The 26,172-nt window shown below is 69.6% G+C and carries 23 protein-coding genes; 8 read left to right on the top strand and 15 right to left on the bottom strand.

Annotation, left to right across the window (positions count from 1 at the left end; genetic code table 11):
• Positions 1-256: 256 nt before the first annotated feature.
• The 7 genes from VMD91_18330 to VMD91_18300 all read right to left on the bottom strand — a co-directional run bounded on the left by VMD91_18330 (position 257) and on the right by VMD91_18300 (position 8,452).
• Positions 257-1,495: a trypsin-like peptidase domain-containing protein gene (locus tag VMD91_18330; protein HTW86034.1), complete on the bottom strand. Its 1,239-nt coding sequence runs from the start codon at positions 1,493-1,495 to the stop codon at positions 257-259.
• 99 nt (positions 1,496-1,594) lie between these two features.
• On the bottom strand, positions 1,595-2,311 hold the full coding sequence (locus VMD91_18325; GenBank protein HTW86033.1) for an ABC transporter ATP-binding protein: 717 nt from the start codon (positions 2,309-2,311) through the stop codon (positions 1,595-1,597).
• Entirely contained in the window at positions 2,304-3,515 is a 1,212-nt protein-coding gene (locus tag VMD91_18320) for an ABC transporter permease (protein HTW86032.1), read from the bottom strand. Before VMD91_18320 ends, VMD91_18325 begins: the two co-directional genes overlap by 8 nt.
• Positions 3,512-4,705, bottom strand: a complete 1,194-nt coding sequence (locus tag VMD91_18315; GenBank protein HTW86031.1) for an ABC transporter permease — start codon at positions 4,703-4,705, stop codon at positions 3,512-3,514. Before VMD91_18315 ends, VMD91_18320 begins: the two co-directional genes overlap by 4 nt.
• Positions 4,702-6,276, bottom strand: a complete 1,575-nt coding sequence (locus tag VMD91_18310) for an HlyD family efflux transporter periplasmic adaptor subunit (protein HTW86030.1) — start codon at positions 6,274-6,276, stop codon at positions 4,702-4,704. The genes VMD91_18315 and VMD91_18310 overlap by 4 nt, the downstream gene beginning before the upstream one ends.
• Positions 6,273-7,715, bottom strand: coding sequence for a TolC family protein (locus VMD91_18305; GenBank protein HTW86029.1), 1,443 nt, complete (start codon positions 7,713-7,715; stop codon positions 6,273-6,275). The genes VMD91_18310 and VMD91_18305 overlap by 4 nt, the downstream gene beginning before the upstream one ends.
• A 2-nt stretch (positions 7,716-7,717) precedes the next feature.
• Positions 7,718-8,452 (bottom strand): hypothetical protein, encoded by a 735-nt coding sequence (locus VMD91_18300; GenBank protein ID HTW86028.1) that lies wholly within the window; start codon positions 8,450-8,452, stop codon positions 7,718-7,720.
• A 394-nt stretch (positions 8,453-8,846) separates the two neighbouring features.
• Between VMD91_18300 and VMD91_18295 the strand changes: the two genes are divergently transcribed.
• Genes VMD91_18295 through VMD91_18285 form a run of 3 tightly spaced genes read left to right on the top strand, consistent with a single transcriptional unit; the run spans position 8,847 to position 11,805 of the window.
• Entirely contained in the window at positions 8,847-10,541 is a 1,695-nt protein-coding gene (locus VMD91_18295; protein HTW86027.1) for a ribonuclease J, read from the top strand.
• A gap of 23 nt (positions 10,542-10,564) precedes the next feature.
• A complete protein-coding gene (locus tag VMD91_18290) occupies positions 10,565-11,104 on the top strand; it encodes a Uma2 family endonuclease (protein ID HTW86026.1) in 540 nt (179 codons plus the stop codon).
• Between the two features lie 20 nt (positions 11,105-11,124).
• On the top strand, positions 11,125-11,805 hold the full coding sequence (locus tag VMD91_18285; protein ID HTW86025.1) for a hypothetical protein: 681 nt from the start codon (positions 11,125-11,127) through the stop codon (positions 11,803-11,805).
• 16 nt (positions 11,806-11,821) lie between these two features.
• Here VMD91_18285 and VMD91_18280 read toward each other — a convergent pair whose 3' ends face one another.
• The 3 genes from VMD91_18280 to VMD91_18270 form a co-directional block, all read right to left on the bottom strand.
• Entirely contained in the window at positions 11,822-13,762 is a 1,941-nt protein-coding gene (locus VMD91_18280) for a hypothetical protein (GenBank protein ID HTW86024.1), read from the bottom strand.
• A 46-nt stretch (positions 13,763-13,808) separates the two neighbouring features.
• Positions 13,809-14,534 (bottom strand): MgtC/SapB family protein, encoded by a 726-nt coding sequence (locus tag VMD91_18275; GenBank protein HTW86023.1) that lies wholly within the window; start codon positions 14,532-14,534, stop codon positions 13,809-13,811.
• Positions 14,535-14,656: 122 nt separating this feature from the next.
• Positions 14,657-14,932: a metal/formaldehyde-sensitive transcriptional repressor gene (locus VMD91_18270; protein ID HTW86022.1), complete on the bottom strand. Its 276-nt coding sequence runs from the start codon at positions 14,930-14,932 to the stop codon at positions 14,657-14,659.
• Between the two features lie 83 nt (positions 14,933-15,015).
• Here VMD91_18270 and VMD91_18265 point away from each other — a divergent pair, with 83 nt between their 5' ends.
• Positions 15,016-15,555 carry a Uma2 family endonuclease gene (locus VMD91_18265; protein ID HTW86021.1) on the top strand — a complete coding sequence of 180 codons (540 nt, stop codon included), beginning with the start codon at positions 15,016-15,018 and terminating at the stop codon, positions 15,553-15,555.
• Here VMD91_18265 and larE read toward each other — a convergent pair.
• From larE to larB, 3 genes are read right to left on the bottom strand one after another with little or no spacing between them, the layout of a single operon-like run.
• Complete coding sequence (gene larE / locus VMD91_18260; GenBank protein ID HTW86020.1) at positions 15,552-16,376, bottom strand: ATP-dependent sacrificial sulfur transferase LarE; 825 nt, start codon at positions 16,374-16,376, stop codon at positions 15,552-15,554. The two genes, VMD91_18265 and larE, sit on opposite strands and share 4 nt — an antisense overlap.
• The gene (larC, locus tag VMD91_18255) at positions 16,373-17,602 is read right to left on the bottom strand and encodes a nickel pincer cofactor biosynthesis protein LarC (protein ID HTW86019.1); all 1,230 of its coding nucleotides are present in this window, start codon (positions 17,600-17,602) and stop codon (positions 16,373-16,375) included. Before larC ends, larE begins: the two co-directional genes overlap by 4 nt.
• Positions 17,599-18,243 (bottom strand): nickel pincer cofactor biosynthesis protein LarB, encoded by a 645-nt coding sequence (gene larB, locus VMD91_18250; GenBank protein ID HTW86018.1) that lies wholly within the window; start codon positions 18,241-18,243, stop codon positions 17,599-17,601. The genes larC and larB overlap by 4 nt, the downstream gene beginning before the upstream one ends.
• A 60-nt stretch (positions 18,244-18,303) precedes the next feature.
• On the opposite strand from larB, the gene VMD91_18245 reads away from it, so the two are divergent.
• Positions 18,304-18,630 carry a hypothetical protein gene (locus VMD91_18245; GenBank protein ID HTW86017.1) on the top strand — a complete coding sequence of 109 codons (327 nt, stop codon included), beginning with the start codon at positions 18,304-18,306 and terminating at the stop codon, positions 18,628-18,630.
• On the top strand, positions 18,627-20,015 hold the full coding sequence (locus tag VMD91_18240) for an amidase (GenBank protein ID HTW86016.1): 1,389 nt from the start codon (positions 18,627-18,629) through the stop codon (positions 20,013-20,015). The genes VMD91_18245 and VMD91_18240 overlap by 4 nt, the downstream gene beginning before the upstream one ends.
• On the opposite strand, the gene VMD91_18235 is transcribed toward VMD91_18240, so the two are convergent.
• On the bottom strand, positions 20,012-20,620 hold the full coding sequence (locus VMD91_18235; GenBank protein HTW86015.1) for a phosphatase PAP2 family protein: 609 nt from the start codon (positions 20,618-20,620) through the stop codon (positions 20,012-20,014). The genes VMD91_18240 and VMD91_18235 overlap by 4 nt on opposite strands.
• A gap of 2 nt (positions 20,621-20,622) precedes the next feature.
• Complete coding sequence (locus VMD91_18230; GenBank protein HTW86014.1) at positions 20,623-23,016, bottom strand: DNA translocase FtsK; 2,394 nt, start codon at positions 23,014-23,016, stop codon at positions 20,623-20,625.
• A 92-nt stretch (positions 23,017-23,108) separates the two neighbouring features.
• On the opposite strand from VMD91_18230, the gene VMD91_18225 reads away from it, so the two are divergent.
• Together VMD91_18225 and VMD91_18220 are read left to right on the top strand one after the other, a co-directional pair.
• Positions 23,109-24,185 (top strand): isocitrate/isopropylmalate family dehydrogenase, encoded by a 1,077-nt coding sequence (locus VMD91_18225; protein HTW86013.1) that lies wholly within the window; start codon positions 23,109-23,111, stop codon positions 24,183-24,185.
• A gap of 67 nt (positions 24,186-24,252) precedes the next feature.
• On the top strand, positions 24,253-26,166 hold the full coding sequence (locus VMD91_18220; GenBank protein HTW86012.1) for a PDZ domain-containing protein: 1,914 nt from the start codon (positions 24,253-24,255) through the stop codon (positions 26,164-26,166).
• The last annotated feature ends 6 nt before the right edge of the window (positions 26,167-26,172 follow it).

Raw genomic sequence — 26,172 nt, 5'->3', positions numbered from 1 at the left:
TTCTCGCTTTCCGAGCAGCGTGGACCAGCCGTCAGGGATCGAGTCCCGCTCGGGCCTTGCCGCTTACCGCCGCTCAAGGGATGTGAGCGCCGCGGCCTCGCCTGAGCGCATCGCCTATGATACGCCGTCGAGGCAACGGTGTTCCACTCCCTCCCTGTGACAGTTTTGCTGGCACTTTGGTTGCGGACCGGCCGGCGAGAAAAAGCAGAAGGGCGCCGGCTCCGCCGACGCCCTTCCCGTCCCTCACGGGGTACGACTAGGGGCTCTGCTGTTGCTGCTGGTTCTGAAGGTACTGGGTGACCGGTTGCTCGGCCAGGGTAACCTCCACGTTCTTCTTGACGCCCTGCGACCAGACGCGCAGGGTGACCTTGGTCCCCGGCTTCATCGCGCCGATGGTGCCGGCCAGGTCCTGCGGCGTGTTGACGGCCTTGCCGTTGATCGCTTGGATCACGTCGCCCGGCTCGATTCCGGCGCTGTCGGCCGGCGAGCCGCTGACCACCTGGGCGACCGCCACACCACCCTGGTCGGCGTAGCCGCCGAGCTGGGTGCGCACGTTGCCGGTGATGGTGACGTCCCCGACGCCGAGGAAGCCCTTGCCGGTCCCCGTGCCGTTCGCGTCGATCGTCTTACCGGGGTTCTTGAGAAGCGCGACGGCCGTCTGCGAGACGGTGTCCGCCGGAATCGCGAAACCGATTCCTTGTGCCGAGCCCGGGCTGGCGGTCGACTGGTTGACGCCGATGACGCGGCCGTCGTAGTCGACCAGCGGGCCACCGGAGTTGCCAGGGTTGATCGGTGCCGAGGTCTGCAGCAGCCCCTTGAAGAGGTGCAGCGTGCCGTCCTCGCCTTGAATCGGCTCGTCGCGGTTGAAGCCCGAGACGACGCCCACCGTCACCGAGTCCTGGAGCTCGAGCGGCTCGCCGATGGCGATCGCCCACTGACCGGCCGCGACGCGCGCGCTGTTGGCGAAAGCGACGGGAGGCGGCAGCTTGGCGTAGTTGTCGACCTTCACCAGCGCAAGGTCGGCCGCGGGGTTTGACGAGTAGAGGTGGCCCTTGACCTTGTCGCCGTTACGGAACACGACGGTGATCGAGCTGGTGCCCTTGGGGACCACGTGCGCGTTGGTCAGGATCAGGCCGTCCTTCGAATAGACGAAGCCCGAGCCCGATGCGCGCTCGCGGACGTGGCGCTCTTGAGTCGGGCCTTGCTGGCCGAAGAGCTGGGCGAAGGGGTCGAGCGGGACGACCTGCGTTCCGTTGACGACGACTTCGAGGGCGACCACCGAGGGTTCGACCCGGCGGACGGCGTTGATGATGCGGTCTTGGTCGGTCGTGCCGGCGGCCGCGGGGAGCGGCGCCGCGCTGACGGACGGAGGCGTGTTTCCGGGCCCGGCGACTCCTGCGAAATGGGTGCTCGCGAAGAGCATCATCGAGAAGCTCCCGATGATCGCGCCGATCAGCCCGACAACGGCCGTCCCGAAAACGCTACGAGACTTCACGGTTGCTTTGGACTCCTAACTGCTAGGTGGGGTGACGGACGCCACTACTAACGAATCCGCTCCACGGTAGCGTTGCAAGCGGCCATTTTCCCCGAATTCTCATTTTGGATCGGTTCCAGCCGCTTCGTCGCCGACTATCCGGCCGTCCCGGACCCGGATGATCCGCTTGGCGTGGCGAGCGACGTCTTCGTCATGGGTCACCATGATGATCGTCCGGCCGGCCGCGTTCAAGTCCCCGAACAGGGCCATGATCTCCTCGCTCGTCTGCGAGTCCAGGTTACCGGTCGGCTCGTCGGCCAGTAGGACGGCTGGGTCGTTGACCAGCGCGCGGGCGATCGCGACCCGTTGCTGCTGCCCGCCGGAGAGCTCGGCGGGCGCGTGTCCCATGCGATCGCCCAGGCCGACCGCCGTCAACTGTGCCGCGGCCCGCGCGTTGCGCTCGCGCGTGCCCAAACCGGCGTAGAACAGCGGCAGCGCGACGTTGCGCAGCGCGTTGGTGCGCGCCAGCAGGTTGAAGCCCTGGAAGATGAAGCCGAGCTTGCGCAGGCGGATGTGCGCGAGCTCGTCGTCGCTCAGCGCCGAGACGTCGACCCCGTCGAGCAGATAGCGCCCCGTCGTCGGACGGTCGAGACACCCCAGCAGGTTCATCAGCGTCGACTTGCCCGAGCCCGACGGCCCCATGATCGCGACGTACTCGCCCGGTGCGATCGTGAACGAGACGCCGCGCAGCGCCGGCACCTCCACCGTCCCGAGCCGGTAGATCTTGGTGACCTGCTCGACGGCGATCACCGGCCGTGCGTCGTGCGCTTCACTCATAGCGCAGCGCCTCGATCGGGTCCAAGTTCGCCGCCCGCCAGGCCGGATAGGTTCCGAACGCCAGCGTGACGAGCACGGCGAAGCCGGCCGTGATGGCCAGACACAGCAGCCACGGGATCGGCGGCACGACCCCGGAGAGCTTCACGATCGCCAGTCCGTCGACGAGCGCGCCGATCCCGAGGCCGAGCAGCAGCCCCACCAGGCAGCCGAAGCTCGAGAGCGCCAACGACTCGATGAAGAATTGCAGCAGCACCTGGAACCGCGTGGCGCCGATCGCCTTGCGCAGGCCGATCTCGCGCGTGCGCTCGGCGACGCTGACCAGCATGATGTTGAGCACGCCGATCCCGGCGACGAGCAGCGAGACGGCGCCGATCAACGCGATGACGACCGTCACGAGGGTGAAGATGTTGTCGATCGCCTTCCCGAACGTCTTGCGGTCGAACGTTTGGTAACGCACGCGGCCGCCTTTGAGGGCGTGCAGCCAATCCATGACCGCGCCTTCCGTCTTCTCGACCTGACTCGGGTCGTCGAGCAAGACCGAGAAGACGACGATCGGCCGACCGCGCGCGTACTCCCGCTCGTAGGTCGTGTACGGGATGGCGACCTGCGCGTCGGCGATCGCCGGCAAGACGCCGCGCGTCGACTTGCCGAGCACGCCGACGATCGCGTAGCGGTAGTCACCGATCCGTAGCGAGGTTCCGGTCGGATCGCCGTCGATGCCGAGCTTGGTGTACGCCTCGTCGGAAAGCACGCAGACGTGGCGCGCCGCGGCGACGTCGTCGGCGTCGATCTTGCGCCCGTAGCGCACCGGCGTCGAGCTGGCGAAGCGCTCGTCGGCGATCGGGCCGAAGGTCAGCCGCGGTGTGACGTGTCCGTACGCGACACGCACGCGCGTGCCGCCGGGAGCCGGAATCGCGTCGACGACGTTCGGCACCGCCGTGTGCAGTCGTTGGAGATCGCTCAGCCGAATCGCAGCGCGGGTGAAGTCGGACTGCTGCACGTTCGCGATGACGAAGAACGAGTGCTCGCTCATCCCGCCCAGGATCCCGCCGACGGCGCTGGCCATCCCCGCGCCGAGCACTTGGATCGCGATGACCGCCGTCACCCCGATCACCAACCCCAGCGCCGTCAAGAGCGTGCGGACGCGGTTCGCGGCCAGGACCGCGAGCGCTTCGCGCACGTACGCGCCGATGCCGAGCGTCACGAGCGCAGCGCCACGATCGGATCGAGCCGCGCGGCGCGGATCGCCGGCCAGCTCCCGAAGATGCAGCCGACGGAGACGGAGAAGCCGACGGCGATCGAGATGATCAGCAGGTACGGAATCGGCGCCGGGCCGACGAGCGCGGTGACCGACGAATAGGCGGCCAGCGTCACCGCGAAGCCGATCAGCGTCCCGATCCCGCCGCCCAGGAGCGAGAGCAGCACCGCTTCGAGCAGAAATTGCAACGCGATGTCGGTGAACGTCGCGCCGATCGCTTTGCGCAGCCCGATCTCACGGGTGCGTTCGGTCACCGAGACGAGCATGATGTTCATGATCCCGATCCCGGCGACGAGCAGCGCGACCCCGCCGATCCCCGTCAGCGCGACGGCGATGACGTTGATGACCGCGCCGAAGGCGCTGATCTGCGCGGTCGTGTCCGTATACGTGTACTCGGCGTGCGGCCCGTGCAGCGAGCGCAGCACGGGGTTCACCGCGTCCGAGAGCTGCCCGACGGTGACGCCGGGAGCGGTGTACGCGACCAGACCGTCGGTCGGGCCGGGCGCGATCTCGTGGAAGACGGTGTACGGGAGCTCGAGGAACTGATTGCCGCCGATCGAGTTGAACAGGCCCCCCTTGAGCTCGGCGTAGACGCCGATCACGGTGCAGCGCGTGCCGCCGAGCGAGACGACCTGGCCGAGGGCCGAGGCGTCACCGTAGAACTGGCGCGCCAGCGGTTGGGTGAGCAGGCACACGTGCGCTCCGCTCAGCACGTCGTCGCGCGTCAACCGCCGGCCCTCGGCGAGCAGCACGTGGTCGCGGTAGAAGCCGCTCCCTTCGCCGACGAAGGTCGTCACCGTGACACCGTTCGAGCGCAGCGTCAGGTTGCGCACGTAGTTCGGCTCGACCTCGTCGATCAAGCCCGGTGTCGCGTCCGCGACGGCGCGCACGTCGCGGTACTGGATCGCCGCGGCGCGCGGATCGTCTTGGCCGGGATCCGGCGCGATCGAGATGCCCTGGTCGCCGAACGAGTTCAGCGTCGAGCCGATCCCGCCCGAGGCCGCGTGGCTGATGCCGAGCACCGTGATGATCGAGGACGTCCCGATGATCATCCCGAGCAGCGTGAGGATCGAGCGTGTCCGGTTGCGCCAGATCGCGGCGAAGGCTTCTTGCAGGTAGGCGAGGACGCGGGTCACGGTTTGGGCGAGGGGGACGCCTTGGGCGCACTGGTCGGGACGACGGCGAGCCCGGCGACGATGGTCGTGTCGGGACTGGTGACGACCACGTCGCCGGCGCGCACGCCGGCCAGCAGAACGGTTGCGACGTCGTTGGTCGGGCCGACGCGCACCGAACGCCGTTGCGCCGTACCGCCGCGTACGACGAGCACGTAGGTCGCCCCGCCGGCGTCGTGGCGCAGAGCGCTGTTCGGGACTACGAGCGCGTGCGCGCGACGATCGGTGACGATGTCGACGTCGACGCTCATGCCGTCGCGCAAGTACGGCGTGGTGCGGTCGAGTGCGATGGTGGTGACGATCTGGCGCGCGGTGTTCGCGGGATCGTCGCTCTTCTGCGCGACGGCGCCGATCGTCGCCACGTGGCCCGGCAGCGTCGTCGTGCCCAGGTCTTCACCCGAGATCAACGCCAGTTGGCCGAGCCGAACGCCGGCGATGTCCTGCTCGTCGACGCGGGCGCGGACGATGAAACCCTCGTCGCCGGCCAGGGTGACGATCGCCTGTCCGACGGTCACCGGATCGCCGGTCTGCAGCGGCCGCAGCGTGTCGTTGCTTTCGGTCGCGACGCTCTGCACGGTGCCGGCGAACGGCGCGACGATGCGCAGCCGAGCGACCTGGTCGGCGGCATAGCGCCAGTCGGCGAGCCGCTGCGCCGCGTCGGCGTCGGCGGCCTGAACGTCGCCGCTCTTGTCTTCCGCGGCATCGGCCTGGGCGGCGCTGAGCGCCGCTTGCGCTTGCGTAACGGCGTCACGCGCCGCGCGGACGCGATCGGAGAGCACCGGCGTCTGGCGCGCGAGCTGCGCGTAGGTCTCGTCGCGCAAGCTCTTTTGCTGGTTGTAAGTGACCTGCGCTTCGGCCGCCTTCGCCGACTGCTGGTCGAGCGCGTCCTTCGAGAGCGCCTTCTGCGCGTAGAGATCGCGGTCGGCGTCGGCCAGCCGCTGCTGCTCGCGCAGATCGGTGAGGGCGTTCTCGACCTGCGCGTCGGCTTGCGCGCGCTGCGCCGCCGCCGACTGGCCGCCGTATCCCAGCCCCGACTGGGTGCCCGAGCGCGCGTCCTGCACGGCTTGGCTGAGGTTGAAGCGCGCCTGCTCGAGGTTGGCCTCCGCCTGCACGACGGCCGAACGGTTCTGTGCCGGCAACGCCGCGCTGGTCGACGAGGTGCTGCGGGCGTGACCCAGCGCCGAGAGGTAGGCGTCGTGCGCGTCCTGCTCGGCGTTGACGAGTTGCGGGTTCGCGATCGAGGCGAGCAACGTCCCCGCCGCGACGTGCTGACCGGGCTTGACGGCGATGCGTTCGAGGTTGCCGGCGACGAGCGCGGCCAGGACGTCGGTGCGCGGGCGTTGCACGACGCCCGTCTCCGGCAGCTTGACCTCGAAGCTGCTCGGCGCGAGGGTGACGGTCTCGACCGTCCGGCCGCCGTGCCGCGGCCGCGCCAGGACGGCGATCGCGATCAGGAGCACGAGCGCGCCCACCACGATGACCAGATTGCGGCGGCGGTGCGAGACGCGCGCGGACGTGGAGAGGTGGGTGCTCACGGGAGGGCTCCGGCTTGGACGAGCGCGACGGGATCGGCGACGCCGATCGACACCCGCAGGGCGATCAGCGATTCGAGATACGAAACGCGCGAGGCGATGAGGTCGTTGGCGTTGGTCAATGCCGTCTGTTGGGCCGAGAGCACGTCGGTCAGCGAAATGAGGCCGTTGCGGTATTGGAGCTGCGCGATGCGCGCCGACTCGGCGCCCAATCGCTCCGCCTCTTCGGAATAGGTGACCGTCGCCTGCGCGGCGCGCGCGCTGCGGTAGGCTTGGCGCACGCCGGTCTCGACGGCGCCCTCGGTCGAGTTCAGCTGCGCCAGCGCCGCGTCGAGCTGCGCGCGCGCGGCGCGGTGTTTGGCGCGTCGCGTCCCGTAGTCCATCAGCGGCAAGGTGAACGTCTCTTGCGCGGCGATCGTCCAGAACCCGGGGACGCCGCGCACGATGGTCGTCGAGGGGATCGGCAGGCCCAGTTGACGATACAGCGCCGCGTTCTCCGCCGCGTTGGCGGCAGCGTAGCCGAACGCCGTCGGCGAGGTTTGGTTGCCGAACGAGCCCGACAGTTGGAACTGCGGGCGCAGGTCGGTGTCGATCTGCGCCTCGGCGAGCCGAGCGACGGCGACTTGCGCGTCGGCGGCGGCGACGTCGGGCCGCCCGGCCTTCGCGATCGCGACCAGCGTGTCGACGCTCGCGGTGGGAAACGCGGGCTCGGGCAACGCGTCGGGCAGCGCGAACGCGGTCCCCGCGGGTGCGCCGATTCGCTGCGCGAGGGCATCGCGCGCGTTGGCGTCGTCGGCTTGCGCGCCGACCAGGTTCGCCGCGCTGTGCAGCTCGTTGGCCTGCGCGCGCAGCACGTCGACGCCCGCGACCCGGCCGACTTTCTCTTCGGCTTGGGCCGTGGCCAGCAGCGCCTGCTGGTAAGCGAGGTCGCCCTGCGCCAGCCGCACCGCGTCGCGTTTCTGGACCGCCGTGTACCACGCGGTGGCGACGTCTTGCGCCAGTTGCTGCTGCGCGCGCGTCAACGAGTCGAGCGCGGCCTCGACCGTGCGCTTCGCCGACTGTGCTTGCAGCTGCGCGGCGCCGTTGTAGAACCCCCAGGTCGAGGTGATCTGCGCGGTGTTGAGCGAGAACACGGTTTCGGGCTGAATCCCGTACTGCAGCAGCGTTCCGCCGGCATAGCCGTTGGTCTTCTGCAGCTGGTTCTGCAGCTGGCCGGCCAAGGTCGGAAACTCCGCGGCGTGGTCTTCGACGAAGGTCACTTCGTCTTGCTCCGCCGTCGCCCGGTCGCTCAGCACGGTGGGGTCGTGCGCGAGCGCGTAGCGCACGGCACCGGGCAGGTCGAGCGGCCCGCTGGTGGCGGGCGTCGCGGCCCGTGCCTGTCCCGCCGGCGACGCGGCGAACAACGCCACCAGCAGCGCGGCGATCGCGCGGCGCGAGGACACGCTCAGTGGACGGCTGCCGTGGCGATGAGCGCGCCGCCCAGGAGGGTCACCAGCGCCGTCGTCCAAGCGACGGGGCGCGAAACGCGCGCGATCGCGACCATGCCGAGCGCGACTAGCGCCGTCGACCAGAGCGCGGTCACGCTGAGCGTGCTCAGGAACGCTTGCAGCTTGCCGGTCGCACCGGGCACGAGCATGGCCAGCCCCGGAACCGCCGAGACGACGCCGGTCGGGGTGTCATAGGCGCCCGGACCGCGGATCAACGCGATCACGCCGGCGAGCAGGTACGTCAAGCCGACCCCGACGACCGCCGCCGTCATCGAGAGCGCGTAGAATTTCGCGAAACTGCCTTGGCCTTTGCCGATCGCGTTGCCGATCAGCAGCACGACGGCCTGGACCAGCGAGCCCACCAGCAAGGCGATCGGAACTCCGACCCAGCCGAACTGGACGAAGATCCGGCCGACGGACATGGCACGCGCGACTTGCTGATCGCGCTCCGCGCTGCCCAGATGCTGGAACGACTGCGCATAGAGCGGCGGCCCCCACTGCTCGAAGGCGTGCAGCGTGGCCGGCCCGGCGAGGAGTGACCCCGCGATGCCGGCGAGCGTCGCGACCAGGAACGCCCAGCCCCAGGTCGGGACGACGCTCAAGCGGGCGAACGCGGCGTTCGGTGCGACGATGATGTCGACGACGTTCAGCAAGCCGCTGCGCGGCTCGATGGTTGGCTCGGAGGTGCTCAAACCCGCTGCTCCTGAGGTGCTGCGCGACGAAGGCACCCGGAGCTACCGGGCGCTGGGCGGGGGAGTTTCGCCGAGAAGGCCGTCAATTCCGAGCTTCCGATTGATAACCAGGCGAGCGCGGTCGAGGTCGAGCAAGCGCATCTGCCAGAGCTTCATGCGCAGATAGGACTGTACGAGCCGTCGGGCGCGACGCGAGTAGAGGCTCGCTTGGTCGGGGGTGGCCGCGCGCGTCGCCCGGGCCGAAGGACGAGCCGTCGGGTGCGCGGGTGGAACCGTCGCGTGCCCGGGCGGGGTCGCGAGGAGTGAACAAAAGAGCACCGCTATGGTGCCGGTGAAGAGCGCGTTTCTCACGCCCGTCATTCCCACCGGCGCTTCCCACCGTCAAGGACCCCATTTGTCTCCCGATACCTTCGTCGTCCCGGCGCCGCCGGACGAACCCTACCTGCGCGTCGTCCCCTTGGGCGGCTGCGGCGAAATCGGCCGCAACATGACCGTCATCGAGACGAACGACGACATGGTCGTCGTCGACTGCGGCTTGATGTTTCCCGACGAGGAGATGTTCGGCGTCGACATCGTCATCAACGACTTCACCTATCTGCGCGAGCGCCGCCACAAGCTGCGCGCGCTGTTGGTCACCCACGGCCACGAAGACCACATCGGCGGCATCCCCTACCTGCTGCGCGAGTTTCCGCAGCTGCCGGTGGTCGGCACGCCGCTCTCGCTGGCGCTGATCCGCGCCAAGCTCAAGGAGCACAAGCCGGGCGAGTGGGAGTCGCGCGCCGTCGAACCCGGCGATCGCGTGCGCTACGGCGCGATCGAGGCGCAGTTCATCCACATCAACCACTCGCTCGCGGGCGCGTGCTCGCTGGCGATTCGCACGCCGGTCGGCACCGTGTTCCACACCGGCGACTTCAAGTTCGATCAGACGCCGATCGACGGCGACCCGGCCGACTTCGCCGGCATCGCCAAAGTCGGCGACGAGGGCGTACTGGTCATGCTCTCGGACTCGACCAACGCCGAGCGTCCGGGACACACGCTCTCCGAGCGCATCGTCGGCGAGGCGTTCTCGAACATCTTCGCGCGTGCCAAGGGGCGCATCATCGTCACCTCGTTCGCCTCGAACGTCCCGCGCATCCAGCAGGTCGTCGATCAGGCCAAGCGCTACGGCCGCAAGGTCGCGTTCCTCGGGCGCTCGCTGCAGAACGTCGTCCAGTTCGCGCGCCAGCTCGACTACCTCGAGATCCCCGAGGACATCGTCATCCGGCTCGACGAGGTCGACGAGTTCCCGCCCCAGCAGGTGTGCGTGATGACGACCGGCTCGCAGGGCGAGCCGATGTCGGCGCTCTCGCGCCTCTCGGTGCGCGACCACAAGCAGTTCAAGATCGTGCCGGGCGACACGGTCGTCATCTCGGCAACGCCGATCCCCGGCAACGAGAAGAGCGTCGCCAAGACCATCAACAACCTGTACCGCTTGGGGGCGAACGTCATCCACGGCTCGAGCGGTAACGCGCACGTCTCCGGGCACGCCTCGCAAGAAGAGCTGCTGCTGATGCTCAACCTGGTGCGACCGAAGTACTTCGTGCCGGTCCACGGTGAGTATCGCATGCTGGTCACGCACGGACGGTTGGCACAGCAGACCGGCGTGGCCGGGGACAACGTCTTCGTCTCCGAAAACGGCGACGTGCTCGAGTTCACCCGCGAGGGGGCCGAAAAGATCGGCCGCACGTACGGCGGCAACGTGCTGGTCGACGGCTCGGGCGTCGGCGACGTCGGCGACGCGGTGCTGCGCGATCGTAAGCACCTCTCGGCCGACGGGATCATGATGGTCGTCGTCACCGTCGACGCCGAGGAAGCGCGCGTCGTCGCCGGTCCCGACCTCATCTCGCGCGGCGTGTTCTACCTGCCCGAGTCCGGCGAGCTGGTCGACGAGCTGAAGGAGAAGCTGGCTCGCATCCTCGACGACTGCAGCGTCGAAGGCATCCGCGACATCGCCAACGTCAAGGAGCACATCCGCTCGGGGCTGGCCAAGGCCGTGTTCGAGAAGTCGCGCCGTCGCCCGATCGTCATCCCGGTTGTCATGGAGGTCTGACGTCGTGAAGGGAGGTGCGTGAGATGTCGCTGCACGAGATCGTCCTTCCCGAAACCAAACCCGAGACCGAATGGGTCCGCGGCCGGGCGCTGCAAAAGGTGAGCCCGACCTACGACCACGCCAGATTGCAGTCGCTGCTGGTGATCGCCCTCACCGCGTGGGCCGATGCCGGTGACCGCGGTCGCGTGGGCACGGAGTGGCGGTTTCGGGTTGCTCCTCCCGGCGAGGTCATTCGCCCGCTCGTTCCCGATGTCGGCTATCTCTCGTACGATGATCTGGCAGCCGACGCACCGCACGACGCCGTGCAAGTTCCTCTGGCCCCGCCGACGGTCGCGGTCGAGGTGCTCTCGCCCGACGACCGCCGGCCGGACGTCGAGGACAAGATTGCGACCTATCTCGCAGCCGGAACGCGCGCCGTCATCGTCGTCGACCCGAGCCAGCAGTCCATCATCGTCCGCGACGGCGCGACCGCCGTACTGCGCGAGGGCGATACGCTCAGACATCCTTCATTACCCGGGTTCACACTCGACGTGGGTGCGCTCTTCGCGCGCGCTCGTCGCTGATTTTCGCAAAGGAGCTACCCGTGTCACTGCGCCGTCCCCTCGCCGCTCTCGTCTCTTCGCTGGCCGTGCTCGCGCTCGGTGCCGACGCGCTGGCGGCGCCGCCCGCCATGACGCACGTGCGCGGCACGGTCAAGGCGATCACCGCCAAGCAGATCACCGTCGCGACCGCGCACGGCGACGTCTCGCTGCCGCTCGCGCCGTCCGTCCGCGTCGCGGGCGTCGTCCCGGCCAGCATCGCCGACGTCAAGCCGGGGACGTTCATCGGCAGCGCCAACGTGCCGGCCGGCAAGACCGCGCGCGCGCTCGAAGTGGTCGTGTTTCCCGCCGCCATGCGCGGCACCGGCGAGGGCGACTATCCGTGGGATCTCCCCGGCGGCGGCAGCCACATGTCCTCGATGACCAACGGCACCGTCGGCGGCGGCTCGATGTCGTCGATGTCCGGTTCGATGGCGATGAGCGGCTCCTCGATGACCAACGCCAACGTCACCCACATGACCAGCGCCGGCGGCGCGAAGGTCGTCGACGTCAGCTACAAGGGAGGCTCGAAGGTCATCGCGATCGAGCCCGGCACGCCGATCGTTCGGGTGGGTCCGGCGACGCTCGCCGCGGTGAAACCGGGAGCGCACGTCTTCGTCGTCGACGTCAACGGGGTCGCGAGCCGCATCGTGGTCGGGGAAAAAGGCGCCGTCCCGCCCATGTGAGCGGCCGGTCCGCCCGTTATACGTGGAAGCGCTGCTCGAAGACGAGCAGCGTGCCGGTGAAGCTCGGCGGCGGCCCCTCGGGGACGGTGGGGATGCCCCAGAACGCGCCGCGGCGCACGGACAGCAGCGCGCTGAACCGCGGGCTCTCGACGAGCTCGACGCCGGCGAAGCCGGTCCGCTGCCAGAAGTCGACGTTGGTCGTCGCGGCGCCGAAGCTGCCGCGCATGCCGTAACGCGCCAACCCCACGGTCGCCAGCAATCGTGTCGAGACGCGGCGCGAGAAGCTCAAGACGGCGGCATTGGTGTCGTAGCCGACGTTGTCGGCGGCGTCGCCGGTGAGGAACGGGCGGCGCATCGTGTCCTCGGTGAGATCGAGCGTCAGATCGCCGAAGGCGGGGTGCCAGCCCGCGAAGAGCGCGTATTGGTGCTGGCGGCCGAGCGTCGCCGCGTCGTCGGGCTGCGGCAGAAAGAAGCCGTCGATGAAGCCGGTCGTCAGCGCGTTCGCGTACGTGATCGGGCTGATCTGCCCGAAGTTCGCGTACGAGACGCGCACGTCGAGCGGGCTGCCGGGCCCTTTGAGGTTCGCCCGGATGCGATAGCCCTGCCGGTCGATGTTGACGGGATAGTCGTCGATCAGCTGATAGTTCGACTTGAGCCACTGTCCGGGCCAGGACCACGCGACGCTCCAGACGTTCTCGGGGACGCCGTACGGGAGCAGGATGTCGGCGTAGTACGCGCTGTTACGATAGACGTCCAGGTTCGCGCTGAAGCGTCCGATCGTGCGTGAGAGGCCGGCGTGCAGGTAGCTGCCGGCGTGGCCGGTCCCGGGCTCCGCGACGTCGTCGGCGGCATACGTCGAGTCACCCAGCTCGACGATACCGTCGAACGCGCGCGTGGCGTGGAAGGTCGCCGACGCGCCGAAGACGTGCTGCGTCTGCGCGCCGATCTCGCTGCTGGGCAACGGGCCTTGCGGCGTCGTCTCGATCGTCGGATCGCTGCCGAAGAGGATCGTCGTCGGAACCAGGTCGCCGCCGGTACCGACTTGCAGGTACTGCAGCGTGTAGCGGGTGCCTTCGCCGTGGTCGACGACCAGCGAGATCGTGCGCATACGGGCCGGCGTCGTCGGCAGCGTCGGCAGCGAGGCGTCGGCGAGCTCGAGCGTCGCGAGGTCGTGCTTGGCGACCAAGTCGACGCCGTGCAGCGAGAGCGCTGCCGGCGACGCCGTCCACGCGTCCAGATTGGCGGGCCCGTCACCGAGCGTTTCCGGCGTGGCCACGCCGATCGCGGGATTCACGCTGGTCAACGCGGGCTGCACGAACACGAATTGCGCGCTCTGGGTGAGGTCGAACCAGCCGCCGCGCAGCACGAGGTTGCCGTCTTTGGTCGCGATCGAACCGGAGAGGACCGACGCGACGAAGGCGTCGCCGTCGTCTTGGCCGGGGTGCGTCGGAAAGACGATCGCATACGGCAGCGCCTGGCTGCCGGCGTGCGGGTTGAGGGTGGGGAAGATCGGCTCGCCCCAGTACGCCGCGTTGGTCACGCTGCCGTCGACGTAGCCCACGCCGAGCGTCGCCGCGAGGTCGAACGCGCGGCCGTAGTACGTCGGGCGCAGATAGAGCGCGGACTCGGCGGCGTTGCCGGGGACCAGCGGCGCGCTCGAGAGCGTGTCGTACGGTACTTCGGGCGAGAGCGGGTTGCCGTTTGCGAACCCGAACCGCTCCGGCGGCAACTGTCCCGGACCGGCCGTGCCGTCGCTGATGAAGCTGGTGTGCGCGTCGATGCCCAGGCGAATCGTCCCCGGCCGTGGCGTCGGTGAGGCTGCCGTCGTGGTCGGTGCGGTCGATGCGGCCGGACTCGGCGTCGCCGCGGGCTGGGCACGCGCGCCGGCGGTGCCGGCGGCGACGAACGCGCCCGCGGTGCCGGCGGCGAGCAGTAGCCGGAGTGCTCCCGGTGTCATCTCTGCGAAGGCTCCCTGGTTGACGTTATCGCGACAGTAAGGATACTCACGCCTCGGCGAGCAGCGTTTTCTCGTCGTCCTCGGTCGGGACGAGCTTCCAGCTGACGGCGGTGACGCCCGGTTCGACGGCGATCCGCTGCACGATCGTCTCCATCCGCGCGTCGGCGCGGCCGGTCGCGCTCGCGTCCAGGACGATTTCGACCCGTTCGGCCGGGTCGAGATCCGCGCTGTACACGGCCTGCAAGACGATACCGTTGCCCTTGATCGCCGCGATCGCGGCGGCCCGCACGCGATCCTCGGCGTCGCCGCGGCACACGGCGCGGACTTCGTAGCTCGAGACGATCTCGGTGTCTTCGGCGGACTGCCGGTTGATCGTCTGCGCGATCGGGCGCAGCACGACGTTGGCGAACAAGATGCCGGCGGCACCGATCACGGCGTACCAGATCGCGCCGATCCCGACCAGCGCGCCGATGGCCGCCGTGCACCAGATCGTCGCCGCCGTGTTGAGTCCGCTGACGCTCAAGCGTTCCTTGAAGATGACGCCACCGGCCAGAAAGCCGATGCCGGAGACGACGTAGGCGGGAATCTGCGTCGCGTTGAGCGCGCCCCCGCCGACCAGCGGCGTGATGGTAACGAACAGGCAGGTCCCGGTCGCGACCAGGGCGTTGGTGCGCAGGCCGGCCATACGCTGGCGATATTGACGCTCGAGTCCGATGACCGTGCCCAAGAGCACCGCCACGACCAGACGCGTCGCGAACTCGATGATCGTCATAAGGTGGCTCCAAAGCCGGCACGCGCGTGCGAGCCCCGCCAATCATACTCAGTCGACGCCGTAAGTCAATCCTCAGAATAGGATACCCCCCTAGGGTATCCTACATGGAAGTGAGGCGACCCTTACTTCAGGTAGCCGCGGACGACGTCGATCAGCTCTTCGGCGGCTTGCGTACGGGCGGAGCCGGGCTTGGCGCCCGAGAGCAGGTGCGAGCGCACGTGTTCCTCGACCAGCTCGGCCATCAGCGCGTTCATCGCGCCGCGGGCGGCGACGATCAGGTTGAGGATGTCGCCGCAGGGCTTTTCGGCGTCCAGCGCGCGCTCGATCGCGTCGACCTGCCCGCCGATCCGGCGCGCGCGGTTGAGCAGCTTCGTCTTCTCATGGATCGTGTGGGGCACGATCACGCCGGTTCGACGCCCGTGCGGTCCTCGCCGCTCGACTCTTGCCGGGCGGGGTGACCGGCGTGATAGAGTGACGTGAGATGCTGCACGAGATCGTTCTGCCGGAAACCAAGCCGGAGACCGAGTGGGTCCGCGGCCGGGCGCTGCAAAAAGTGAGCCCGACCTACGATCACGCGCGGCTGCAAGGCCTGCTGTTCAGCGCGCTGGCGGATTGGGCGGATGCGGGTCGGTGCGGCCGGGTCGGCACGGAGTGGCGCTTCCGCATCGCTCCGCCCGGCGAGATCGTCCGTCCGCTGGTTCCGGATGTCGCCTATCTCTCCTACGAGGCATTGGCGGAAGATGCGCCCGACGACGCGGTGCAGGTGCCGATCGGTGCCCCGACCCTTGCGGTCGAGGTATTGTCGCCCGACGATCGTCCGGCTGACGTCTCGCACAAGATCGCCACCTATCTCGCCGCGGGAACGTCGGCCGTCGTCGTCGTGAACCCGAAAAGCCGGACCGTCACCACCCACGATGCCGCCGGGTCGCGTACCTACTGGAGCGGAGAAGTCGTGACGCTCGATGCGCTGCCCGGCTTCACCCTCGACATCGAGGCGTTCTTCGCGCGGCTGCGCCGTTAGCCGATCGGCGCGTTGAAGCCGCCGCCGGTCGCGTAGCCGCCGAGGTCGAGGGTCACGTAGCGGTAGCCGGCGGCGCGCACGCCGGCGACGATGCGTTCGCGCCGCGCGGGGTCGGCGACGGCGGCGATGTCCGGCGGCGGCACCTCGATGCGGGCCAGCTCGCCGTGATGGCGCACGCGGCACGCGCGCAGGCCGGCGTCGTGGACGGCCTGCTCGGCGCGGTCGACTTGGCGCAGCAGCTCGAGCGTGATCGGCGTGCCGTGCGGGAAGCGCGAGGACAGACACGCCAGCGCGGGTTTGTCCCACACGGCCAGCCCCAGCGAACGGGCCAGCGCACGCACGTCGGCTTTGGTCAGGCCGGCCTCGTGGAGCGGACTGCGAACCCCGTGCTCGCGCGCGGCCTTGCGACCCGGCCGCCAATCGCCGTCGTCGTCGCGGTTGAAGCCGTCGACGATGGCCGCGACGCCGCGCTCGCGCGCGATCCGCTCGAGCGTCCCGTACAGCTCGCTCTTGCAGAAGTAGCAGCGGTCGGCCGGGTTCGCCGCGTAGTTCGGATCGGCCAGCTCGCGCGTCTCGACGACCTCGTGCCGCGCGGCGGTCGTCTGCGCGAAGTCCAGCGCGCCGGCGTACTCGCGCTCGGCCAGCGACTCGCTGCGCGCGGTGATCCCGATCGCGCGTTCGCCCAGCTCCTGCGAGGCGACGTGCAGCACCAGCGCCGAGTCGACGCCGCCCGAGAAGGCGACGATGCAGCTGTCCAGCTCGCGCAGGATCGCGCGCAGACGCGCCTCCTTGTCGGCCAGCGTCGCGGCCGCTTCGATCATACGCGCGCCCCGGCGTCGATCGCGCGCGCGACGGTGCGCGCGACCTCGGGCAGCGGTACGCCGCGCTCGCGCGCGATGCGCACCAGGTCGTCGTGCTCGGGCTGCGCGCGCACGGTGCCGTCGAGTGAGACCTCTTTGACGCGCACCGGACCGTAGGCGGTTTCGATCGTCACGATGCGGCGCGGCAAGACGTAGCGGCGTTGGGTGCGCACGCGCACGCCGATCGTCGTCGTCTCGCGCAGGATCGCGCGAGCGACGGCGTCCTCGGCCGACGGATCGGCGATGGCGGAGAGCAAGATCGCGGGGCGGCCTTTCTTCATCACGATCGGCGTCAGCCACGCGTCGCGCGCGCCGGCCGCGAAGATCCGTTCGAGCGCGAGCTCGAAGTGCTGCGGCGCGAGGTCGTCGACGTTCGCTTCCAGCACGACGATCTCGTCGCGCTCGGCGTCCGGCGGCGCCGCGGCGGCGGTCAGCGTCCCGATCGAGACGCGCGTCACGTTGGGGACGGAGAAGTCGCTCGTCCCCGCGCCGTAGCCGATGCGCTCGACGACCACGTCCGGACGGCCGCCCGGCGCGGCGAGCGTCGTCAGGATCGCGGCCGCCGTCGTCGTCACCAGCTCGCCGGCGACGTCGACCGCGTGGGTGGGCCAGCCGCGCAGCAGCTCGGCCGTCGCCGGCGGCGGGTTCGGATAGGTGCCGTGTTCCATGCGGATCGTGCCGTGTCCGATCGGGAACGCCGAGCAGCGCACCTCGTCGATCTCCAGCAGGTCGAGCGCGACGCAGAACGCGGCCACGTCGAGGATCGCGTCGATCTGCCCGATCTCGTGGAAGTGGATGCGGTCGACGTCGACGCCGTGGACGCGCGCTTCCGCTTCGGCGAGCCGCCGGTAGACGCGGCTCGCGCGCTCGCGCTGGCGCGGCGTCAACCCGCTGCGTTCGACGATCGCCAACACGTCGGCCAGCGTGCGGCGCGGTCCGCGGTGATGGTGGTGATCGTGATCGGGCGCGCCGTCTTCGCCGGGCACGACCAGTCGCGCGTAGGTGGCGGCGATGCCGCGCTTGACGACCCGTTCCGGCGTGAAGCTCCAACCGTCGGCGACGACGCCGCGCAGCGCCGTTTCGAGCGCCGTTGCGTCGAGGCCGGCGTCCAAGAAGGCCGCCAACAGCATGTCGCCGGCCGCGCCACCGATCATCTCGACGTAGGCGACGCGCGTCGACGCGGTCATGCGCAGACGATCTTGTGCGCGAGCGCGGCGGCGCCGAAGCCGTTGTCGATGTTGACGACGCCGATGCCCGGCGCGCACGCCGTCAGCATCCCGAGCAGCGCCGCCATCCCTTCGAAGGCGGCGCCGTAGCCGACGCTGGTCGGGACCGCGACGACCGGCGCGGTGACCAAACCGGCGACGACGCTGGGCAACGCGCCCTCCATCCCGGCGACGACGATCACCGCGCGGCAGGCCCGCACGTCGTCGAGGACGTCGAACAACCGATGCACGCCGGCGACGCCGACGTCGGTCGCCTGCAGGACGTCCTCGCCGAGCGCGTCGAGCGTGAAGGCCGCTTCGCGCGCGACCGGCAGATCGGAGGTTCCGGCGCAGACGACGGCGACCCGTTGGCGGGTGCGCGGCAACGCGCCGCGCCGCAGCGCGCCGGCGACCTCGTCGAGCACGGCATCGGGATAAGCGGCCGCCAACGGCGCCCGCTGCTCGGCCGGAATGCGCGTCGCCAAAGCGAAGCCGGTGCGCGCGTACAGCGCGCCGACCAAGGCGATGTTCTGCTCCAGCGTCTTCCCGGCGGCGAAGATCACCTCGGGAACGCCGGTGCGCTCACGGCGCTCGCAATCGAGCCGCGCGACCGAGCTTTCCATACCGTCTTCGTACCCCGTCCGGCGGCCGGAGGCCTCGCGGGGATGTGCGAAGGGGAAGGCATGGCTGATCGGCGGAGCTTTCTCGGCGCGGTATCCGGCGTCGCGACGACCCTTTTGTTGACCGGTACCGCCGATGCGCAATCGACGGCGGCGCCGACCCTTCCCCGGCCCTCGGCGTCGCCGGCGCAGCCGCCGTCGGCCGTGGCGCTCGCGGTCGCCGCCACGATGCGGCGCTTCGATCCGCACCTCAGCGACGCCGAGATCGAGACCATCGCGCGCGGCATCGACGCGAACGCTGCCGGGCCGGTGCTCAACCCCCACCGCGCGACCGCGCTGCGCAACGCCGACGAACCGGTCACGCGCTTTCGCGTGGCGGGGCCGCGATGACCGACGAGGATCTGGCCTACGCCGACGTCGTCGAGCTGCAGCGGCTGCTCGGCGCGAAGCGCGTCTCGTCGCTGGAGCTAACGAACCTCTACCTCGCGCGGCTCGAACGGTACGGGCCGGTCTACAACGGCGTGGTGACGATCCTGCACGAGCGCGCCCGCCGCGAAGCGCGGCGGGCCGACCGCGAGCGCGCGCGCGGCGTCGTGCGCAGCCCGCTGCACGGCATCCCCTACGGCGTGAAGGATCTGCTGGCGACGCCCGACGCGCCGACCACCTGGGGCGCGCAGCCGTACCGCTCGCAGCGCTTCGCCTTCGACGCGACCGTGGTGCGCAAGCTCAGCGACGCCGGCGCGGTGCTCTTGGCGAAGCTCGCGATGGTCGAGCTGGCGGGCGGTTTCGGCTACGACGACGCCGATGCGTCGTTCACCGGTCCCGGCCGCACGCCGTGGAACCGCGAGTTTTGGAGCGGCGGCTCCTCGAGCGGCTCGGGGATCGCGGTCAGCGCGGGTCTGGTCGGCTTCGCGATCGGGTCGGAGACGTCGGGCTCGATCCTGTTTCCGTCGACGGCCTGCGGCATCACCGGCTTGCGGCCCAGCTACGGCCGCGTCTCACGCCACGGCGCGATGGCGCTGTGCTGGACGCTCGACAAGCTCGGCCCGATGGCGCGCAGCGCGCGCGATACGCAGGTCGTCCTCGCGGCGATCGCGGGCAGCGATCCGCATGACCCGACGGCGGTCGACGCGCCGCTGGCGGTCCCGCGCCGACCGTTGCGCGTCGCCGTGCTCCGCAACGCGACCAAAGGCGCGATGCCCGAGGTCGCCGCCAACTTTCGCGCCACGCTGAAGACGCTCGGTGAGCTGTGCGACCTGGCCGGCGAGGTCGCGCTGCCGAAAGGGCCGTGGGAGCCGCTCGTCGGCACGATCGTCAACGCCGAAGGCGCGGCCGCGTTCCGCGACCTGATCGAATCGGGTCGCTCGCGCCAGCTGCGCAACACACAAGACAAGCTCGGCGGATACGTCGCCTACGCCACGCCGGCGGTCGACTACATCGACGCGCAGCGCCAGCGCGCCAAGCTCAACGCCGCGCTCGAGACGGCGATGGCCGGCTACGACGCAGTCGTCTCGCCGACGCTCGACACCGTCACCTTCCCGATCGGCGTCCCGTTCGACAAAGCCTATCCCAAGTACGGCAGCTCGCCCTCGCTGATCTCACCGGGCAACGCCGCAGGTCTGCCGGCGCTGGCGATGCCCAACGGCTTCGGCCAGCACGGCCTCCCGACGTCGTTCGCGCTGCTCGGAAAAGGCTGGAGCGAAGCCGCGCTCGCGGCGCTGGGCGCCAAATATCAGCGCGCGACCGACTTCCACCGCAAGCGCCCGCCGCTCTAACGGCGGACGGGCAACGTCGCGCGCGCCGCGGCGCCGAGCGAGAGCGCGACGATGCCCAGCAGCACCCCGCCGGCGAGGTCGGTCACGTAGTGCGCGCCCAGCGCGAGCCGCGACCAGATCACGCCGCAGCCCCACAGCGCCAAGAGCGGCGCGACCGTGATCCGCACGGCGCGCGGCAGCGCGCTGTTCCACACGAAGTAGGCCCACAACCAATAGACGATGGTCGCGAACATCGCGTGGCCGCTCGAGTAGGACCAGGACGTCTCGTGGATCAGGTGCCAGTCCGGCGGCCGCGGGCGATGGAAGACGTCTTTGAGGAAATCGCTGACCTTCCAAAAGACGAGCGTCGTCAGGACCGAGGTGAAGATCCGTTCGCGCCACGAGGGCGCGAAGTACGCGACGACCAAACCGACGACGCCGAAGCCGATCAGCACCGGGAACCAGCACGACGCCGTGAACACGAGCGCCACGTGTACGGCCTCGCCCGACAGCGCGGCGCCCACGACGTCGATTCCCGTCGGCGGCGCATGCGATACCGTGACGCCGAGCCACGCGTAGAGGGCCGCCGCGACCAGCGCGATGCCCAGGAAGCGCAGCGCGGGCATCGCTAGGCGAAGAGGTCTTGCTGCGGCGGCTTGCCGATGCGATCGGCGATGCGCTCGAGGTCGGCCGGCGACTCGATGACGACGTTGCGCGGCTTGGTGCCCTCGTTGGGGCCGACGATGCCGAACTCTTCGAGCTGACGCATCAGCCGGACGGCGCGCGGGTGACCGATCGAGAAGCGCGCTTGCAGCGCGGCCGTCGAGCCGACGCCGGCGTCACCCTTGGCGACGCGCGCGTCGAGCAAGAACTTGGAGGCGTCGTACCAGAGGTCGTCGACTTTGCGCTCGCCGTTGCCGCCGCGCTCGTCGTCCTCGCGGATCGGGACGATCTCCATCGCCTTGTGATCGTCGGGTTTGGCCTGACGCTTCCAGAACTCCACCAGCCGCTCGATCTCGGCGCCGTTGATGAACGCGCCCTGGGTGCGGATCGGCTTGGGCGCGTCGATCGGCAAGTACAGCATGTCGCCGCGCCCGAGCAGCCGCTCCGCGCCGCCCATGTCGAGGATCGTGCGCGAGTCGACCTGCGAGGAGACGGCGAAGGCGATGCGCGATGGGATGTTGGCCTTGATCAGGCCGGTGATGACGTCGACCGACGGCCGCTGCGTCGCCACGACCAAGTGGATGCCGGTCGCGCGCGCCAGCTGAGCAAGACGCATGATCAGCATCTCGACCTTGGCCGGCGCGACCAGCATCAGGTCGGCCAGCTCGTCGATGACGACGACGATATACGGCAGCGTCTCGTCGGGGAACTTGGCGTTGTATTCCTCGATCTTGCGTACGCCGGCCTTGGCGAAGCGCTCGTAGCGCTGATCCATCTCGCGCGTGATCATCGCCAGCGCCCCGGCGGCCAGCGACGGATCGGTGATGACCTCGTTCTTGAGGTGCGGGATGCCGTTGTAGACGGTCAGCTCGACCCGCTTGGGGTCGATCATCAACAGCTCGAGCTGATCGGGCGTCGCCGTGTAGAGCAGCGAGGCGATGATGCAGTTCAGGCAGACGGACTTGCCGGCGCCGGTCGCGCCGGCGACCAGCAAGTGCGGCATCTTGCCGAGGTCGCCGAAGACCGGCCGGCCGGTGATGTCCTTGCCGAGCGCCATCGAGAGCGGCGGCACGCCCTTGGGGATGTTCTCGAGGATCTCGCGGATCGCGACGACCGAGACGCTGGTGTTGGGCACCTCGATCCCGACCGCCGATTTGCCCGGGATCGGCGCCTCGATGCGCACCGAGGTCGCCGCCAGCGCCAGCGCGAGGTCGTCGGCCAGCGAGGAGATGCGCGAGATCTTGACGCCGCGCTCGGGCTTGAGCTCGTAGCGCGTGATCGAGGGACCACGCTCGATGTGCGTCACCTTCGCGCCGACGCCGAACGAGGCCAGCGTGTCCTCGAGGACGTGGCCACGGTTGGTGTCGTCGTTCTTCTGCGCCTGCGGCGCGTCGAAGAGGGTGAGGTCGGGGAGCTTGTAGACGCGGCGCGCGACCGGCTCGTACTCGCCGCTGACCGCGGCACCGATCAGCGCCGGCGCCAGCAGCTCGTCCTCGACGCCCGTCTCGACGTCGTCGAACTCGTCTTCCTCGGGCTCGTCCGACGGTTCGTCCTCGTCCTCGTCGTCCTCGAGGTCGTCTTCGTCGTCGATCTCCTCGTCGTCGACCTCGTCCTCGAGCTCGTCCTCGTCGAGCTCCTCGTCGTCGTACTCGTCCTCGCCCTCGTACTCGTCGTCGTCGAACTCGTCTTCGTCGACCGGCTCGTCGTAGAAACGCAGCGGCGGCGGCGGGACGACGGTTTGCGTGGGGACGGGGATCTCGCCGAGCGCCGGCGGCGCCGACGTCCGCGCGAGCGACGCGGGCAGGTGGAAGGCTTCGCGCAACGACTTCGGCGGCTCCGCCGCCGGGCGTTCGGCTGCCCGCTGCGCGCGGAGCGCCGCGAACCGCGCCACCACCCAACCGATGACTTTCTTGAGCGAGACGCCGGTGATCGCGACCGTCAGCGCGACGGTGGCGACGCACAGCAGCACCCATAGCCCGGTGTCGCCGAGCAGCGCGCGCACGCCGTGCTCGAGCGCGTTGCCGACGCGTCCGCCGGCGCGTCCGGCCGCGGCGATCGCGACGTCGGCGATGAGGAAGTACGCGCACGCGGCGCCGCCCAGCGTCGCGATCGTGCGCGGCACGTTGATCTCGAGGAACACGATCGCGGCGATCAGCGCGATCAGCAGCACGAACAATCCGGCGGCCGCACCGAACAGCACGTGCAGCAGCGAGGCCGTCGACGCGCCGACGATCCCCGTTCGCGACGGCGGCGCGACCAGCGCGATCCCCAAGAGGAGCGCGAACCCGAGCGCCAGGATGCCGGCGATCTCCAGGTTCCAACGCGTCGCCGCGCTGGTCTTGCGTCGGACGCGAGCCATTCCCCGTACGGTTCCCTGGGTCGGGGGGCGCGGACCTGTCGGCGGCGCGCACGGGGCGGAGTCGCCAGCAGCCGGCGCGAACGCCGCCGGTCGTGTCCAAGCCCACCATCGTCGTCCTCGGAGGCGACCAAACCGGCCAAGAGCTGCTCGACGAAGCACTGCGCGTCCTCGCCCCGGAGGTGGTTGGCTTCGACCTGGACTTCGAGTTCTTCGACCTCTCGCTCGAGAAGCGCCGTGAGACGAAAAATCAAATCGTGCACGACGCGGCCGCGGCGATGCGGCGCACCAAGCTGGGGCTCAAGGCCGCGACGATCACGCCCGAGACGAAAGGTGACGTCGGGTCGCCCAACGCGATCTTGCGCCGCGAGATCGACGGCAAGGTGATCGTGCGCACCGGACGGCGCATCCCCGGGGTCCGACCGGTGGCGGGCATCCACGCGCCGATCTCGGTCGTGCGCATGGCCGTCGGCGACGCGTACGGCGCCAAGGAGTGGCGCGAGACCGAGAACGGCGACGAGATCGCCTACCGGACCGAGCGCATCGAACGCTCGATTTGCCGCGTCGTCGCCGAATATTCGTTCTTTCACGCGCGGCGCACGGGAGCGAAGGTCTTCGGCGGCCCCAAGTACACCGTCAGCCCCGTCTACGAAGGGATGCTGAAGGAGGAGATGGACGCCGCGGCCACCCGCTATCCGGACGTCGCCTACGATCCGCAGCTGATCGACGCGACCTACGCGCTGCTGATCTCGTCGGCCGGTGACACGCCGCTGGTCATCCCCTCGCTCAACCGCGACGGCGACTGCCTCTCCGACCTGGTCATGCAGCTGTTCGGCTCGATCGCCGGCGCCGAGTCGACGCTGATGTCGTTCACGGCCGAGGGCAAACCGGACGTCGTCATGACCGAGGCGCCGCACGGAACGGCGCCGCGACTGTACGGAAAGAACGTCGCCAACCCCATGGCGATGATTTTGGCCGCGGCCGCGTTGCTGGGCTTCATCGACGACCGCCGCGCGACCACCGCCTCGCGCGCGATCTACGAGTCGGTGCTGGAGACCGTGCGCGGCGGCATCGCGACCAGCGACCTCAACGGGCACGCTTCGACGACCGAGTTCACCGACGCCGTGATCGCCAAGGTGAAGACCAAGCTCGACGTCTGGGCGACGCTCTGACGCCGAATCGGCGAGGGACTCGGTAAGAAACAGTAGGAGAGGCGGGGCGTGCCGCGAAGGCGCGCCCATGTCGATCCCGCCTCGCGCGGCCGCGCTCGCTGCCGCGCTTTCATTTGTCGTTGTGGGATTCGGGTTCTCCGCGGCGCCGACGCGAGCGCAGGGAACGCCGCCCATCACCCTGCACGTCGACGCCTCGCGCGCCGTGCAAGGCCTGCTTGCGATGCACGAGACGATCCCGGTCAGTCCGGGAGCGCTCACGCTGATGTATCCGCGCTGGATTCCCGGCGAGCACTCGCCCAGCGGCCCGATTCCGAACCTGGCCGGCATCCAGATCCACGCCGGAACGCAAACCCTTGCGTGGACTCGCGACCCGGTCGATCTCTACGCCTTCCACCTCGACGTGCCGAGCGGGACGACCTCGTTGAGCGTCGACTTCCTCTACCTGGCGGCGAACAGCGGGAATTACTCGAGCGCACGCACCTCGACGCCGAATCTGCTCTCGCTGACCTGGAACAAGGTCATCCTCACGCCCAAGGTCGAGGACTACGCGGACCAGACCATCGCGCCGTCGATCACGCTGCCCGGCGCGCTCTGGAAGTACGCGACCGCGCTCGAAACGGTCTCGCACGTCGGCGCCGACGTCACCTTCAAGCCGGTGACCCAGGAGATGCTGATCGACTCGCCGCTCGACGCCGGCATCAACGCCCGCACCTGGCACTTGGGGACCTTCAACGGCGCACCGGTCGACTTGGCCGCCTTCGCGGACACGCCGCAACAACTCGACGCGAGCGACAAGACGATCGCGAAGTTCCGCAAGCTGGTCGCGCAGATGCACGGCGTCTACCGGTACCGGCACTTCAACCACTACACGTTTCTGCTCACCGTCAGCGACGTGATGCCCGGCGAAGGCGTCGAGCACCATCAGTCCAGCGACGACGGCAGCGGCGGCGGGTTTCTCACCGACGAGGCGCAACTGGTCAGCGACGGTGACCTGCTGTGCCACGAGTGGAACCACTCGTGGGACGGCAAGTATCGCCGGCCGTACGATCTGGCCAAGCGGAACCTGCAAGACCCCGAGATCGACGATCTGCTGTGGGTCTACGAGGGGATGACGCAGTTCTACGGCGAGCTGCAAGCCGAGCGCAGCGGTCTGTGGACCAAGCAGCAGTGGCTCGACAACCTGGCCGGAACCTACGCCTTCCTCGACACGACGCCTGGGCGCGACTGGCGTCCGCTGCTCGACACTGCGACAGCCGCCTCGGTCCTCTACTCCGCGCCCGACCAGTGGGAGTCGGAGCGGCGCAGCGTCGATTACTACCCGGAAGGCGCGCTGATGTGGCTCGAAGCCGACGTCATGATCCGCCGCATGTCGGGCGGCCACAAGTCGCTCGACGACGTCGCCCGCCGCTTCTTCGGCAACGGCCACGACACCGGCCCGCAGGTCGTCACCTACGACCGTGCCGACCTCGTGCGCGCGATGAACGCGGTGCAGCCCTACGACTGGGCCGGGTTCTTCCACCGCAACGTCGACGAGATCACCGCGCACCCGCCGGATCCGATCACGACCGGCGGCTACAAGCTCGTCTACACCGACACGCCCTCCGGAATGGAGAAGATCCAAGCGACGGTGCGCAAGGGAATCGACGCGCGCTACTCGCTCGGGCTGATGCTGCGCACCGACGGTACGGTCGTCGACGTCGTGCCGGGCTCGCCCGCGTATCAGGCCGGGATCGGACCCGGCGACAAGATCGTCGCACTCGACGACCGCGCGCTGACCGACGGCGCCTCGCAGCTCGACGACGCGCTCAAGGCGCATCGCAGCGGACCGCCCCTGCGCGTGCTGATCAGCGGGGGCGAGACGTTCCGCACGGTCGCGGTGCCGTATACCGGCGGCCCGCGCTATCCGCATCTGGAGCGGCTCCCGGGCACGCCCGACGAGCTGAGCGCGATCGCCGCCTCGTACCCGGCGGTGGCGCGATGAAAGGAC

Origin of the sequence: Candidatus Sulfotelmatobacter sp., assembly GCA_035504415.1 — a bacterium.
Taxonomy (GTDB): domain Bacteria; phylum Vulcanimicrobiota; class Vulcanimicrobiia; order Vulcanimicrobiales; family Vulcanimicrobiaceae; genus Vulcanimicrobium.
This window is presented reverse-complemented; position numbering and strand designations above follow the sequence as displayed.